The sequence below is a fragment of the Nocardia sp. NPDC024068 genome (assembly GCF_040638875.1).
Lineage (GTDB): Bacteria > Actinomycetota > Actinomycetes > Mycobacteriales > Mycobacteriaceae > Nocardia.
The window spans coordinates 20,041-33,716 of sequence record NZ_JBEZYU010000044.1; the positions used below are offsets into that span (position 1 = coordinate 20,041).

Annotated in this window: 12 protein-coding genes; 3 read left to right on the forward strand and 9 right to left on the reverse strand. The window is 69.2% G+C overall.

Annotation, left to right across the window (positions count from 1 at the left end):
* Nucleotides 1-26 precede the first annotated feature (26 nt).
* The 7 genes from carB to AB0F41_RS24485 all read right to left on the reverse strand — a co-directional run bounded on the left by carB (nt 27) and on the right by AB0F41_RS24485 (nt 9,327).
* Complete coding sequence (gene carB, locus AB0F41_RS24455; RefSeq protein WP_357427552.1) at nt 27-3,383, reverse strand: carbamoyl-phosphate synthase large subunit; 3,357 nt, start codon at nt 3,381-3,383, stop codon at nt 27-29.
* Nucleotides 3,383-4,504, reverse strand: coding sequence for a glutamine-hydrolyzing carbamoyl-phosphate synthase small subunit (gene carA / locus AB0F41_RS24460; RefSeq protein WP_357427555.1), 1,122 nt, complete (start codon nt 4,502-4,504; stop codon nt 3,383-3,385). Before carA ends, carB begins: the two co-directional genes overlap by 1 nt.
* Nucleotides 4,501-4,998 carry a transporter gene (locus AB0F41_RS24465; RefSeq protein ID WP_357427557.1) on the reverse strand — a complete coding sequence of 166 codons (498 nt, stop codon included), beginning with the start codon at nt 4,996-4,998 and terminating at the stop codon, nt 4,501-4,503. Before AB0F41_RS24465 ends, carA begins: the two co-directional genes overlap by 4 nt.
* A complete protein-coding gene (locus tag AB0F41_RS24470) occupies nt 4,998-6,332 on the reverse strand; it encodes a dihydroorotase (RefSeq protein WP_357427558.1) in 1,335 nt (444 codons plus the stop codon). Before AB0F41_RS24470 ends, AB0F41_RS24465 begins: the two co-directional genes overlap by 1 nt.
* Complete coding sequence (locus AB0F41_RS24475) at nt 6,329-7,285, reverse strand: aspartate carbamoyltransferase catalytic subunit (RefSeq protein ID WP_357427560.1); 957 nt, start codon at nt 7,283-7,285, stop codon at nt 6,329-6,331. Before AB0F41_RS24475 ends, AB0F41_RS24470 begins: the two co-directional genes overlap by 4 nt.
* A complete protein-coding gene (gene pyrR / locus AB0F41_RS24480; protein ID WP_357427562.1) occupies nt 7,282-7,926 on the reverse strand; it encodes a bifunctional pyr operon transcriptional regulator/uracil phosphoribosyltransferase PyrR in 645 nt (214 codons plus the stop codon). Before pyrR ends, AB0F41_RS24475 begins: the two co-directional genes overlap by 4 nt.
* Nucleotides 7,927-8,130: 204 nt before the next feature.
* Complete coding sequence (locus AB0F41_RS24485) at nt 8,131-9,327, reverse strand: MFS transporter (protein WP_357427564.1); 1,197 nt, start codon at nt 9,325-9,327, stop codon at nt 8,131-8,133.
* A 142-nt stretch (nt 9,328-9,469) separates the two neighbouring features.
* Here AB0F41_RS24485 and AB0F41_RS24490 point away from each other — a divergent pair, with 142 nt between their 5' ends.
* The gene (locus AB0F41_RS24490; RefSeq protein WP_357427566.1) at nt 9,470-10,345 is read left to right on the forward strand and encodes a LysR family transcriptional regulator; all 876 of its coding nucleotides are present in this window, start codon (nt 9,470-9,472) and stop codon (nt 10,343-10,345) included.
* A gap of 29 nt (nt 10,346-10,374) precedes the next feature.
* Here AB0F41_RS24490 and AB0F41_RS24495 read toward each other — a convergent pair whose 3' ends face one another.
* On the reverse strand, nt 10,375-11,217 hold the full coding sequence (locus tag AB0F41_RS24495; protein ID WP_357427568.1) for an SAM-dependent methyltransferase: 843 nt from the start codon (nt 11,215-11,217) through the stop codon (nt 10,375-10,377).
* A gap of 194 nt (nt 11,218-11,411) precedes the next feature.
* Between AB0F41_RS24495 and AB0F41_RS24500 the strand changes: the two genes are divergently transcribed.
* Nucleotides 11,412-12,032 (forward strand): alpha-ketoglutarate-dependent dioxygenase AlkB, encoded by a 621-nt coding sequence (locus AB0F41_RS24500; protein ID WP_357427570.1) that lies wholly within the window; start codon nt 11,412-11,414, stop codon nt 12,030-12,032.
* A 6-nt stretch (nt 12,033-12,038) separates the two neighbouring features.
* On the opposite strand, the gene AB0F41_RS24505 is transcribed toward AB0F41_RS24500, so the two are convergent.
* Complete coding sequence (locus tag AB0F41_RS24505; protein WP_357427572.1) at nt 12,039-12,602, reverse strand: helix-turn-helix domain-containing protein; 564 nt, start codon at nt 12,600-12,602, stop codon at nt 12,039-12,041.
* Between the two features lie 84 nt (nt 12,603-12,686).
* Here AB0F41_RS24505 and AB0F41_RS24510 point away from each other — a divergent pair, with 84 nt between their 5' ends.
* Nucleotides 12,687-13,661 carry a zinc-binding dehydrogenase gene (locus tag AB0F41_RS24510; protein WP_357427574.1) on the forward strand — a complete coding sequence of 325 codons (975 nt, stop codon included), beginning with the start codon at nt 12,687-12,689 and terminating at the stop codon, nt 13,659-13,661.
* Nucleotides 13,662-13,676 lie beyond the last annotated feature (15 nt).

A 13,676-nucleotide genomic window follows, 5' to 3' on the forward strand; every position in this document is an offset into this window, starting at 1 on the left:
CCTCGCCGCCCGCCACGACCGTCCCGTTAGCCACGCAGCGCCGAATGCAGTTCCTGCAGGGAACGCACACCCAACCCGCCGGCGATACTCGCCTCGATGCCCTGGACCGCCGCCGCCGCGCCCTGCACGGTGGTGATGCAGGGGATGTTCACACCGACGGCCGCGCTGCGGATCTCGTAGCCGTCCACGCGGGGACCCGCATTGCCATAGGGGGTGTTGAAGACCATATCGACCTCCCCGTCGCGGATCTGGTCCACGATGGACGGCTCGGGAGGTGCGCTGCCGCCGCCGGACGAAACGGGGTCGGAATGTTTGCGCACCTGTTCGCACGGGATCCCGTTGCGGCGCAGCATTTCCGCGGTTCCGGCGGTGGCCAGGATCCGGAAGCCGAGGTCGTGCAGGCGTTTCACCGGGAACACCATGGCGCGTTTGTCCCGGTTGGCGATGGAGACGAATACGGTGCCCTCGGTGGGCAGTGATCCGTAGGCAGCGGATTGGCTCTTGGCGAAGGCGGTCCCGAAATCGGCGTCGATCCCCATCACCTCGCCGGTGGATTTCATCTCCGGTGACAGCAGCGAATCCACCTGGCTGCCGTCTGGGCTGCGGAAGCGGTGGAACTGCAGTACCGCTTCCTTCACCGCCACCGGCGCGTCCAGCGGCACATGACCGCCGTCGCCCTCTGGCAGCATGCCTTCCTTACGCAGTTCGGCGATGGTGGTGCCGAGCATGATCCGCGCCGCCGCCTTGGCCAGGGGCACCGCGGTGGCCTTGGAGACGAACGGCACCGTGCGGCTGGCGCGCGGATTGGCCTCGAGGACGTAGAGCACATCGTCCTTGAGGGCGTACTGCACGTTCAGCAGACCTTTGACGCCGATCCCCTTGGCGAGCGCGATGGTGGAGCGCCGTACCGCCTCGATATCGCTGCGCCCCAGCGTGATCGGCGGCAGCGCGCAGGCCGAGTCGCCGGAGTGGATACCGGCTTCCTCGATATGCTCCATCACCCCGCCGAGGAACACCTCGTCGCCGTCGCAGAGCGCGTCGACGTCGATTTCGATGGCGTCTTCCAGGAATCGATCCACCAGCACCGGGTGTTCGGGGCTGAGTTCGGTGGCGCGGGAGATGTAGCCCTCGAGGGACTGTTCGTCGTAGACGATCTCCATTCCGCGACCGCCCAGCACGTAGGACGGCCGAACCAGCACCGGGTAGCCGATCTCGGCCGCGATCTTGCGGGCCTGTTCGAAGGTGGTGGCGGTGCCGTACTTGGGCGCGGGCAGCCCGGCGGCGACCAGGACGTCGCCGAATTCGCCGCGATCCTCGGCGAGGTCGATGGCGGCGGCACTGGTGCCGACCAGCGGGACTCCGGCGGCGGTGAGCTTCTCCGCGAGACCGAGCGGGGTCTGGCCGCCGAGCTGCACGATCACGCCGGCGACCGTGCCGGATTCGGATTCGGCGTGATAGACCTCGAGCACATCCTCGAAGGTGAGGGGTTCGAAATAGAGACGGTCGGCGGTGTCGTAGTCGGTGGACACCGTCTCCGGGTTGCAGTTGACCATGACCGTCTCGTATCCGGCCGCCGACAGGGTCTGCGCGGCGTGCACACACGAGTAGTCGAATTCGATGCCCTGGCCGATCCGGTTGGGCCCGGACCCCAGGATGATCACCTTGTCGCGATCGGGCTGGGGCGCGACCTCGGATTCGGCCGCGGGGTCGAGTTCGTAGGCCGAATAGTGATACGGGGTCTTGGCCTCGAACTCGGCGGCACAGGTATCGACGGTTTTGAACACCGGCCGGACACCGAGCCGGTGCCGCAGGGCCCGCACACCGGTCTCCCCCGCCAGTTCCGGCCGCAGCGCGGCGATCTGGCGATCCGACAGGCCGTGGTACTTCGCCCGCCGCAGCAGCGCTTCGTCCAGGACCGGGGTCTCCAGCAGCTCGGCACGCAGGTCCACCAACCCGGCGATCTCGGCGACGAACCACGGGTCGATTCCGGACGCCTCGGCGACGTCCTCGATGCTCGCGCCGAACCGCAGGGCGCGCTCCACCTGATAGATACGACCCTCGGTGGGCGTGCGCAGATCCGTGAGGATCTCGGTGATCGCGGCGTCGATATCGGCCTGATCGGCGGAGGCCGGCGCCCATCTGCCGTCCTCGGCGGTCCAGAAACCGGTGGCCTTGGTTTCCAGTGACCGCAGCACCTTGCCGAGCGCCTCGGCGAAGTTGCGTCCCAGCGACATGGCCTCGCCCACCGATTTCATGGTGGTGGTCAGCGTCGGGTCCGCGCCCGGGAACTTCTCGAACGCGAACCGCGGCGCCTTCACCACCACATAGTCCAGGGTGGGCTCGAAGCAGGCGGGCGTTTCCTTCGTGATGTCGTTGACGATCTCGTCGAGCGTGTACCCGATGGCCAGCTTCGCGGCGATCTTGGCGATCGGGAAACCGGTGGCCTTCGACGCCAGCGCCGAGGAACGCGAGACACGGGGGTTCATCTCGATGACGATGAGGCGGCCATCGGCGGGGTTCACCGCGAACTGGATATTGCAGCCGCCGGTGTCCACACCGACCTCGCGCAGGATCGCGATACCCAGATCCCGCATGCTCTGGTACTCGCGGTCGGTGAGGGTCAGCGCGGGAGCCACCGTCATCGAATCACCGGTGTGCACCCCCATCGGGTCCACGTTCTCGATCGAGCAGACGATCACGACGTTGTCGCGGCCGTCGCGCATCAGCTCGAGCTCGTATTCCTTCCAGCCCAGGATGGATTCCTCGATGAGGACGTTCGCGGTGGGCGAGGCCGCCAGCCCACCACCGGCGATCCGGTCCAGATCGTTGTCGTCGTAGGCCATCCCGGAACCGAGCCCGCCCATGGTGAACGAGGGCCGCACCACGACCGGGAAACCCAGTTCGTTCACGGTGTCACGGACTTCGTCCATGGTGTGGCAGACCCGGGAGCGGGCGCTCTCGCCACCGACTTTGGCGACGATGTCCTTGAACTTCTGCCGGTCCTCACCGCGCTGGATGGCGTCGAAATCGGCGCCGATCAGTTCGACCCCGTACTTCTCCAGCACCCCGCGCTCGTGCAGCGCGACGGCGGTGTTCAACGCGGTCTGCCCACCGAGGGTCGCCAGCAGCGCGTCGGGGCGTTCCCGCTCGATGACCTTTTCGACGAATTCCGGGGTGATCGGCTCCACGTAGGTGGAATCGGCGAATTCCGGGTCGGTCATGATGGTGGCCGGATTGGAGTTGACCAGCGATACCCGCAGGCCCTCCGCGCGCAGCACCCGGCAGGCCTGGGTGCCCGAGTAGTCGAACTCGCACGCCTGACCGATGACGATCGGACCCGAACCGATGACCAGAATATGTTCGAGGTCGGTACGGCGTGGCATCAGACTCCCTTCATCAGACCGGCGAACCGGTCGAACAAGTACGCGGCGTCATGGGGTCCGGCGGCCGCTTCCGGGTGGTATTGCACGGAGAAGGCGCGGCCGTCGATCAGGCGCACCCCCTCCACGACGCCGTCGTTGGCGCAGACATGGCTGACCTCGGCTTTGCCGAACGGGGTGTCGAACTGCTCGCCGCGCTCCCCTTCCAGCGCGAACCCGTGGTTCTGCGCGGTGATGGAGATACGGCCGGTTTCGTGTTCGACCACCGGGATGTTGATGCCCCGGTGCCCGAACTTCATCTTGTAGGTCCCGCGGCCGAGGGCGCGGCCCAGGATCTGGTTGCCGAAGCAGATTCCGAACAGCGGCAGGCCCTTGTCGAGCAGCCCCTGGGTCAGCGCGACCGCGCCGTCCGCGGTGGCCGGGTCGCCCGGGCCGTTGGACAGGAAGGCACCGTCGGGTTTCAGTTCCAGGATCTGGTCCAGGGTCGCCGACGAGGGCACCACGTGCACCCGCATGCCGCGCTCGGCGAACATGCGCGGGGTGTTGGATTTGATGCCGAGGTCGACCGCGACGACGGTGAATCGGGGGGCCCCGGCGGGTTCGATCGTGTAGACCTGCTCGGTACTCACCTCACCGGCGAGATCGGCACCCAGCATGGACTGCTGACCGTTCACCCGGCCGAGGAGTTCCTCGGTCCCGGCGAGCGCCGGGCCGGAGAAGATACCGGCCTTCATCGACCCGCGGCTGCGCAGATGCCGCACCACCGCGCGGGTGTCGATACCGGCGATACCGACGATGTTCTGCTGTTCCAGCTGATCCGGCAGGGTGCCGGTGGCGCGCCAGTTCGAGGCGCGGCGCGCGGGATCGCGCACCGCGTACCCGGCGACCCAGATGCGCTGCGATTCGTCGTCCTCGTCGTTCCAGCCGGTGTTGCCGATCTGCGGTGCCGTGGCCACCACGATCTGGCGGTGATAGCTCGGATCGGTCAGGGTTTCCTGATAGCCGGTCATCGCGGTGCAGAACACCGCTTCGCCGAGGGTCTGGCCCAGCGCACCGTAGGAGGTGCCCCGGAACACCCGTCCGTCCTCGAGAACCAGGGCCGCGGCCGTCGTCGTGCTCGTCATTGTTCGTCGTCTCCCGTCGTTGCCCGCGCCCAGGCCGGATACACCGTCTTGTCGTCGCCGCGGAATCCGGTGTCGATCTCGGTCCCGGTGGGCAGTGTCCAGCGGATCACCAGCACTCCGCCTTCGGTCATCACCTTGCCCGCGTGCCCGCGTTCGGTCCGGATCACGGTCACGGATTCCTGCGGGATCCAGATCGGCGTGGCGCCCTGGCGTTCCAGCAGGATCCCCTTCTCGTAGCGGCTCAGTTCCGCGGTGGCCCGGTACCCGAGATCGCCCACCGCGATGCGGTCCTGCCAGCTCGGCGCCATGGTGCTGCCGAGGTAGAGGCCCGTGGTCGGCTCCAGCACCCGCGCGCCGGTGTCCTGCGGTACCGGCGGCAGTTCGCCGATCCGCTCGGCCTGCCGGGCCGCGCGATTGCGCCAGCCCCGATACATCAGGTACATCGCCAGCAGCCACAGCGCGACGCAGAGGATCACCCAGAGTGTGCGTTCCATCAGCGCTCTCCTGCCCCGGCGCCGGCGGTCACGGCGACCACACCGTCGCGGGCGGTGATCCGGCCGCGCAGCAGTGTGGTCGTCACCCGGCCGGGCAGCGACATCGTCTCGAAAGGGGTGTTGTTCGCGATACTCGCGAGATCCGCGCCGGCGACGGTCCAGGTGGCGTCGGGATCGACCAGCACCAGGTTGGCAGGCTCGCCCACCGCGATCGGCCGGCCCTGATCGTCGAGCCCGACGATTTCGGCGGGGCGTTCGCTCATCACCCGGGCCACCCCGCGCCAGTCCAGCAGACCGGGCCGCACCATGGTCTCCACGATGATCGACAGCGCGGTCTGCAAACCCAGCATGCCGGGCCGGGCCGCCGCGAACTCGCAGCATTTGTCCTGTTCGGCGTGCGGGGCGTGATCGGTGGCGACACAGTCGACGATCCCCTCGGCCAGCGCCCGCCGCAGCGCCTCGGTATCGGAGAGTTCACGCAGCGGCGGGTTCACCTTGTTCACCGCGTCGTAGGTCTCGAGCCGGGCATCGGTGAGCAGCAGATGATGCGGGGTCACCTCGGCGGTGATCTCGATACCCTGCCCCTTGGCCCATTTCACCAGCTCCACGGTGCCCGCGGTGGAGGCGTGACAGATATGCACCCGCGCACCGGCGTCGCGGGCCAGCAGCGCGTCGCGGGCGACGATGGATTCCTCGGCGGCCCGCGGCCAGCCCGCCAGACCCAGCCGGGCCGCCGTCGGACCCTCGTGCGCGACCGCGCCGCGGGTCAGCCGGGGCTCCTCCGCATGCTGGGCGATGAGCACACCGAGCGAGCGGGCGTATTCGAGCGCGCGCCGCATGATCAGCGGGTCGTGCACACAATGACCGTCGTCGGAGAACATCCGCACCGCGCCCACACCGGAGGCCATGGTGCCCATCTCGGCGAGCTGTGCGCCGCCGAGACCCACCGTGACCGCGCCGACCGGGTACACGTCGACGAGCCCGACCTCCTGCCCGCGCCGCCAGACATGGTCGGTCACCACCTGGGTGTCGGCTACCGGGGAGGTGTTGGCCATGGCGAAGACCGCCGTGTATCCGCCCAGCGCCGCGGCGGCCGAACCGGATTCGATGGTCTCGGTGTCCTCGCGGCCGGGTTCGCGCAGGTGGGTGTGCAGATCCACGAAACCGGGCAGCAGCACCTGCCCCGCGCCGTCGATGATCTCCGCGTCCTCGGTGGTCAGGCCGGTACCGATCTCCCGGATGACACCGCCCGAGATCAGGACGTCGACAGGTTCGCCGTCCCCGTACAGACGCACCCCGGTGATCAGCACCGCCTCCGCCCCCGACCCGCTCACGCCGCGACCTCCTGCACACCGATCAGCAGGCGGAACAGCACCGCCATCCGCATATGGACTCCATTCGTCACCTGTTGCAACACCGCGGCGCGCGGCGAATCGGCCACCGACGACGCGATCTCCATACCGCGCAGCATCGGCCCGGGATGCAGTACCACCGCATGCTCGTCGAGCAACGCCAGCCTGCGCTCGGACAGGCCGTAGCGGATCGAGTACTCCCGCGCCGACGGGAAGAATCCGCCGTTCATCCGTTCCGCCTGCACCCGGAGCATCAGCACGGCGTCCGCGCCCGGCAGTTCGGAGTCCAGGTCCGTGGACACCCGGACCGGCCAGCCCTCGACGCCCACCGGAAGCAGCGTCCGAGGCGCCACCAGCACCACTTCCGCACCGAGGGTGGAGAGCAGGAACGCGTTGGACCGCGCGACGCGGCTGTGCAGGATATCGCCGACGATCACCACTCGCCGCCCGGCGATATCCCCGAGCCGCTGCCGCAGGGTCAGCGCGTCCAGCAGCGCCTGGGTGGGGTGTTCGTGCGTACCGTCGCCGGCGTTGATCACCGCCGGCACGCCGCTACCCGATCGGCGCGACCAGTCCTCGAACCAGCGGGTGATCTGGTGAGCCGCACCGGACGCCGGATGCCGCACGATCAGCGCGTCGGCGCCGGCGGCGTGCAGGGTCAGGGCGGTATCACGCAGCGATTCACCCTTGGAAACCGAGGAACTGCTCGCGCTCACGTTGATCACATCGGCGCTCATCCACTTGCCGGCGACCTCGAACGAGACCCGGGTGCGGGTGGAGTTCTCGAAGAACACGGTCATCACCGTGCGCCCACGCAGGGTGGGAAGTTTGTGCACCTCGCGGCCGAGCAGCGCCTGTTCGAAGCGTTCGGCTTCGTCGAGCAGTTCGGTGGCGGTGTCCCGATCCAGGTCGGTCACCGTCAGCAGATGTCTCACTGTCCCTCCCCCTGATGCAGGAAAACACCGTCGCGGCCGTCGTGTTCGGTCAGCAGCACCGAAACGTCCTCGGTGCGCGCGGTGGGCACGTTCTTACCGACGAAATCGGCCCGGATCGGCAGTTCGCGATGCCCGCGGTCGACGAGGACCGCGAGCTGGACGGCGCGGGGCCGGCCCAGATCGCGCAGCCCGTCCAGGGCGGACCGGACCGTGCGTCCGGAGAACAGCACATCGTCGACCAGGACGACGAGTGCGTCCTCGATCCCGCCCTCGGGCACCGAGGTCCGCTCCAGCGGACGATGGGGTTTGCTGCGCAGATCGTCGCGGTAGAGCGTGATGTCGAGCGATCCCAGCGCCGGGCGTACGCCGGAGAACTCCTCGATCTTGTCGGTGAGCCGGGTCGCGAGCGTGGTGCCGCGGGTCGGGATCCCGATCAGCACCACCCGGGGGACATCGGAATCGCCGGAATCGAGGGCGGTGCGTTCGATGATCTGATGCGCGATACGCGCGATGGTCCGGCCGACATCGGAGGGAGACAACAGCTCCCGGCCCGCCGCCACCCATTCCGGCGTATGCCGTTGCGGGGGTGGCGTCGATTCGGCAGCGCCGGATGTGGCGGCCCGTTCTTCGGGCACAGCCATGCCGACCTCCTTCCCCGCCTCACCGGACGGTCCGTTAAAGGATGTCTTACGCGGAGCAGCCTATCAGCCGCCCACTGGCGTCTTTCACCAGGTGAGAACGCGCACAGGAGTGTGATCCGCGCCATGAACGGGCGCGCCCGGCGCGGATGTGAGGGCGATTACGCCGCCGGCCCGCAATACCTCCGGCCCCGGTCAGCACCGTGATCACGCTGCCCGCCGCCCCGGCAACCGGAAAAGCATGGCCGCCAGCGCACCCACGACCGCGGCCATACCGAAGAAGGCCCCCGCGTACCCGGCGCTGCCGATGAACCAGCCGAGCGCCGCGGCACCGGCACCCAGGCCTCCGTCGTAGGCGATATTCCAGATCGTGCTCGCCGTCCCGCTGCGGCCGCGGCCCAGACGTTCGAGGGTGAGTACGAACGAATCATTCTGACAGGCACCGAATCCCGCGCCCAGCAGCGCCGCCCCGAGGATCAGCAGCGGCCCCGGCGCGGCCGCGAGGGATGCGCCCAGGCATCCCAGCCCGGCCGCGCAGGACAGCACCGCGAACGGCAACAACCGCCCGGCACCGTACCGATCTCCGAACGCGCCCGCCGCCAGCCGCGCGCAGACCAGCCCCGCCGAGGCCGCCAGTAGCGCCCGGAAGCCGGTTCCGGGCTCCTCGATCGCCACCGGCAGGAAGGTGGTGGCCGCCCCGAACGACGCCGCCGTCGCCAGGAACAGCACGATCGGTGCCCCGACCCCCGCGGCGTCGGCCATCGAGGTGAACCGGAACTTCCCGCGCCGTCGGGCCGGCAACCACACCGCCAGCAGCGCACCCGCCAGGCAGGCCACCGTGGCACCCCAGAACACCACCGCGAAACCCCAGGTGCGCGCCGCCCAGACACCACCGGCGAGAACGGCGAGGTTCGGCAGCGCCGCCGCGACTCCGTACCGGGACGCCGCCGAGGCCAGCCGGCCTTCGGCCGCGAGATCGGCGACCAGCGTCGCTCCCGCTGTCACCACCAGCGCGAAACCCACACCGCGCAGCACCGTGATCGCGGCGATCGGCGCCCACTCCGCGGACAGCAGGTACAGCGGCGTCGGCGCCCCGAGCAGCACGGCGCCGACGACCACCATCGTGCGCAGTCCGGCAATCTCGAACAGCCACGGGACCGCCAGTTGCGTGGCCACGGTGGCCGCCATCATGACTCCGGTGGTCGCCCCCACAGCCACACTGTCCGCACCCCCGGAGGCCGCCCACAGCGGCACCACCGGCAGCAATGCGGCGTAATCGACGAACGCCAGGAAGGTCACCGCCAGCAGTACGGCGAATCCGCGCGAGGATCCGGGCCCACCGGACGATCGCGACGCCACCCGCGTACGGAAGCTTCCACCGCCGCCCTCGATCTCCCTGGTCATTCGCCCCTGCACTCCTTCCTTCGGTCTCCACCCACCCTCACCGTCGCGGGGTATTCTGTCCAACAATGAGTTTCTATCCAGGTCATCACGAAACTCGATAGCACCACGACCACACCACCACCCGACTCCACGGACACCGTCGATGGACACCAGGATTCTGCGCAGCTTCCTCGCGGTCGCGCGCACGGGAAGTTTCACCACGGCGGCGCTCGATCTCGGTTACACGCAGTCCACGGTCACCGGGCATATTCACAGGCTCGAACAGCAGCTGGGCCGGCGCCTGCTCGACCGCCTGCCGTCGGGTGCCGTGGTGACCGATATCGGCGCCCGGCTCATCGAACACGCGGAGGACATACTCGACGCCGAGCACCGCCTCCACGACGCGACGCGCGGTAGCACCCGCCCGACCGGCACGGTGCGGATCGTCGCCCCCGAATCCCTGTGCACCTACCGGTTACCGGCGATCATCTCCGCGCTCCGGATCCGGGAACCCGGTATCCAGATATGGGTCGGACCGGCCGGTCTCGGCGAGGCCACCGAGGCGGTGCGCCGGGGTAGCGCCGAACTGGGTCTCATCATGGAACCTCGGGCCCCCGTCACCGAACTGGGGGCGGAACGGATCGGCGCCGAACCGCTTCTTCTCCTCGATCATCCGGACCGATCCGGCACCCCCGCCACCTGGGATGATCTTGCCGCGCGCGACGCGCTCCTGATCGAAGAGGGCTGCGGGTACAGCGACGAGGTGGCCGCCCGCCTGGCCGCCACCGGAGTCCGGCCGGGCCGCCGCTCCCGGTTCGGCAGCGTCGAGGCCATCAAACGGTGTGTGGTCAGCGAATTGGGCTGGACGGCGCTGCCTACGGTCACCGTCGAATCCGAGATCCGCGCCGGCGTCCTGGGCGTGCTCCGCGGCCCGGAGCTACCGCCCTGCGAAATCCGCGTCCTGACCCACCCGCGCCGCCTGCCCGGGCCCGCCACGCTCGCGGTCCTCGCCCGGCTGCGCACGCACTGGAGCCCCTGACGAAGCGAGGAATCACCCCGCCCGGCCGATCATTCGCGGATGGCGAGCACCGTCCCCATCCCGGGAACATCCCCCATGCCGGGACGGCCGTACGGCGCGACGAGATCGTTCCAGGCGCGAAACACGGTGCGCCAGCCGTGCTCGGCGAACCAGGATTCGGAGTCCGGGCCGAGCCCGTTGACCGGGCGCACGGCAGCGCTGTCGTCCGCCACCAGTTCTCGCAGCGCCCGGTACTGCGGCGCGGCGGAATCGACCTCGAACCGGCCGATACCGAATCGACTGCCCGGCGCCGACAATCCGGTAATCGTCTCCGCCACCGCGTGGGCATCGTTTCTCGGGAGATAGTTGAGAACCCCCTCGTCCACCCACAGCGTGGGCACCCCGGGCCCGAACCCCTGCCCCGCCAGCGCACCCGCCCAGTCGCCGCGCAGATCGGCCGACACGACCCGGCGAACACAATCCGGCCGCGCGTCGTGGGCGGCCAGCACCGGCTCCTTGAACTCGAACAGTTCGGGCAGGTCCACTTCGAAGAACACGGTCTCGGCGGGCAGCCCGAGCCGGAATACCCGGGTGTCCAGCCCCGCGCCGAGCAGGACGATCTGCCCGCATCCCTGCGCCACCGCTTCGGTGACACTGTCGTCCACCACGCGGACCGCCAGCGAACGGCCTTCGAAGAACTGGTCGGCCAGTTCCTCCAGCCGCGCCCAACGCCGCGGGTCGAATCCGGTCCGGGCCGCCGCGACGAACGCCGCGGCGAGCGGATCGTCGTAGAGCCGGTCCGGCCGGCGGCTCTCCCGCTCCCTGATCAGCGCCACTCCGATCGCGGTCATGGCCACACCGGCCGTCGGCACATGTACAGAAGGGTCGGTCATCGACGGTTCTCCCCTGCCAAGACTGTTGTGGACCGGCCCGGTGGCCGGCACCACCCGAGACGTTAGCTCCGGGGATCGGCCGCGGCGGTGGGATCCGGCGAGATCTCCCACCGGGAACATTCGGCACAGGACGCACCTACCGGCCGGCGCGACCTATGGGAACATATGTTCGAAGATTGGGTTAGGCTGTGCGCATGGCACTACAGGGATCGCTGTTCGACGGATTCGGCGCGGCGGAACTCGTCCCGCTCACCGGCGTCCGGCGGACCCACCTCACGGCCGGCGCCTGGGTCGACCTACGCCCGGGCTGGCTGCTCGGTGCCGACGACCTGTTCGATCGGCTCGCCGCGACCGTGCCGTGGCAGGCCGAGAAACGGCCCATGTACGACCGGATCGTCGATGTTCCGCGATTGCTCTGCTTCTTCGGCGAATCCGACCCGCTGCCCGACCCCGTTCTGGCCGAGGCACGCGAATCGCTCAGCGAGTACTACGCCCCGGAACTCGGTGAACCGTTCCGCACCGCGGGGTTCTGCTACTACCGTGACGGCCGCGACAGCGTCGCCTGGCACGGCGACACCATCGGGCGCGGCGCCACCCACGACACCATGGTCGCCATCCTGACCCTGGGCGCGCCCCGACCGCTGCTGCTACGCCCCCGGACCGGCGGGCCGAGTCTGCGCTTCCACCCGGGCCACGGCGACCTTCTCGTCATGGGCGGCTCCTGTCAGCGCACCTGGGAACACGCGGTACCCAAGACCCGCCGGGCAACCGGGCCGCGAATCAGCATCCAGTTCCGCCCGCGCAACGTGCGCTGAACCCCGCTACGCGCGCAGCACCGCGCCCACCTGCTGCGCGACCGCCGCCAGCAGCCGATCGGACGATCCCGCCCGGACCATATCCGGCACGGTTTGGCCGGCCAAACCGTCCATCAGCAGCCGGCCGACCGTCTCCGCATCCAGGTCGGGCCGCGCTTCACGCAGTAATGCGGTGATGTGGTCCCGCCAGAACCGATGGAACTCCCCGGTGCGCGGATGCGGCGGGACCGACCGATAGACCTCCATCAGCGCCAGATTGTCGATCACCAACCGCGCCATGGCGTCGAAGAAGGCGAGCAGCCGGTCGGCCGCGGCCGCCCCGGGCCCCAGGGGCGGCGGACCGTCGGTGACGGCCGCCATCAAATCGGCCGCACTTTCGGCCACCAGTTCGTGCAGGAGACCCGCCCGGTTTCCGAACCGATGGAAGATCGTCCCCTTTCCCACTCCGGCCGCGGCGGCGACCCGATCCATCGTGACGGCCTCGGGTCCGTGTTCGGCGAGCAGTGCCGCGGTGACATCCAGGATGACGCGCCGGTTGCGTGCCGCGTCCGCACGTTCTCTGGGAGCCATCACACCACTTTCGTTGACAACTTGACCGTCGGTCCATATCTTCGGAGAAAGTAAATGGACCAGCAGTCAACTTATGGAGTTCCAATGCAGGCAATCGTAATGACGGGTACGGGCGGACCGGAGGTACTGGTGCCGCGGGAGACACCGGCGCCACAGCCCGCTCCCGGCGAAGTCCTCATCAGAGCCGAGGCGATCCCCGTCCTGTATCCCGAGACCCGATTGCGGTCCGGCGACTTCCCGATGGCGTCGCCGCTGCCGGTGGTGTTCGGCTTCCAGGCAGCCGGAGAGGTGATCGGTGTGGGCGCGGGCGTCGGCCGCGAACATCTGGGCCGGCGGGTGGTGGCCGATACCGCCGGTACCGGGTCCTATGCCGAATCCGTGTGCGCGAGAGTCGAATCGACGACACCGATACCGGCACATGTTTCGGCCGCGGATGCGGCCGCGGTGATGATGAGCGGATCGGTCGCACTGGCCCTGCTGGAAACCGCGGCACTCACCGGGAGCGAAACGGTGCTGGTCGAAGCGGGAGCGACCGGAGTGGGCAGCTACCTGGTCCAGCTGGCCCGGGAATTCGGCGCGGCGCGGGTGATCGCCACGGCAGGCGGTCCCGAGAAGACCCGGCGCGCGAAAGAACTCGGCGCCGACCACGTGATCGACCACCGCTCGCCCCAGTGGACCGAGGAGCCGAACACCAGACCGGACGGTGCCATCGATATCGTCTTCGACTCCCTGGGCGGCGCCTCGGCAACCGCACTACTCGATGCCATGACCCCCGGAACCGGGCGGATGCTGAGCTACGGCTGGCTCTCCGGCGAACCCGCACGCGTCTCGGCGGCGGACCTGATCCCGCGCGGACTCACCCTGACCGGATGCTCCGGCCCGGCCTTTCACGCGCGGGTGGGCCGGGCCCGCACCGCCATCCTCGAACGGGTCCCGGCGCTCGCACCTCCGGTGGAGACGATCCTGCCGCTCGACCGTGCCGCCGAAGCGCATCGGCTGGTGGAATCCCGGGTTCCGCTGGGCCGGATCATCCTGCGGCCGGACCACGCACAGCCGTGAGCGATCGTGGTCGCC

Excerpts from the sequence above, each read along its gene's own strand:
- carA (WP_357427555.1), bottom strand. The coding sequence starts at position 4,504 with ATGACGAGCACGACGACGGCCGCGGCCCTGGTTCTCGAGGACGGACGG.
- AB0F41_RS24500 (WP_357427570.1), top strand. The coding sequence starts at position 11,412 with ATGGCACTACAGGGATCGCTGTTCGACGGATTCGGCGCGGCGGAACTC.
- AB0F41_RS24465 (WP_357427557.1), bottom strand. The coding sequence starts at position 4,998 with ATGGAACGCACACTCTGGGTGATCCTCTGCGTCGCGCTGTGGCTGCTG.
- AB0F41_RS24490 (WP_357427566.1), top strand. The coding sequence starts at position 9,470 with ATGGACACCAGGATTCTGCGCAGCTTCCTCGCGGTCGCGCGCACGGGA.
- AB0F41_RS24505 (WP_357427572.1), bottom strand. The coding sequence starts at position 12,602 with ATGGCTCCCAGAGAACGTGCGGACGCGGCACGCAACCGGCGCGTCATC.
- AB0F41_RS24495 (WP_357427568.1), bottom strand. The coding sequence starts at position 11,217 with ATGACCGACCCTTCTGTACATGTGCCGACGGCCGGTGTGGCCATGACC.
- carB (WP_357427552.1), bottom strand. The coding sequence starts at position 3,383 with ATGCCACGCCGTACCGACCTCGAACATATTCTGGTCATCGGTTCGGGT.
- AB0F41_RS24510 (WP_357427574.1), top strand. The coding sequence starts at position 12,687 with ATGCAGGCAATCGTAATGACGGGTACGGGCGGACCGGAGGTACTGGTG.
- pyrR (WP_357427562.1), bottom strand. The coding sequence starts at position 7,926 with ATGGCTGTGCCCGAAGAACGGGCCGCCACATCCGGCGCTGCCGAATCG.
- AB0F41_RS24485 (WP_357427564.1), bottom strand. The coding sequence starts at position 9,327 with ATGACCAGGGAGATCGAGGGCGGCGGTGGAAGCTTCCGTACGCGGGTG.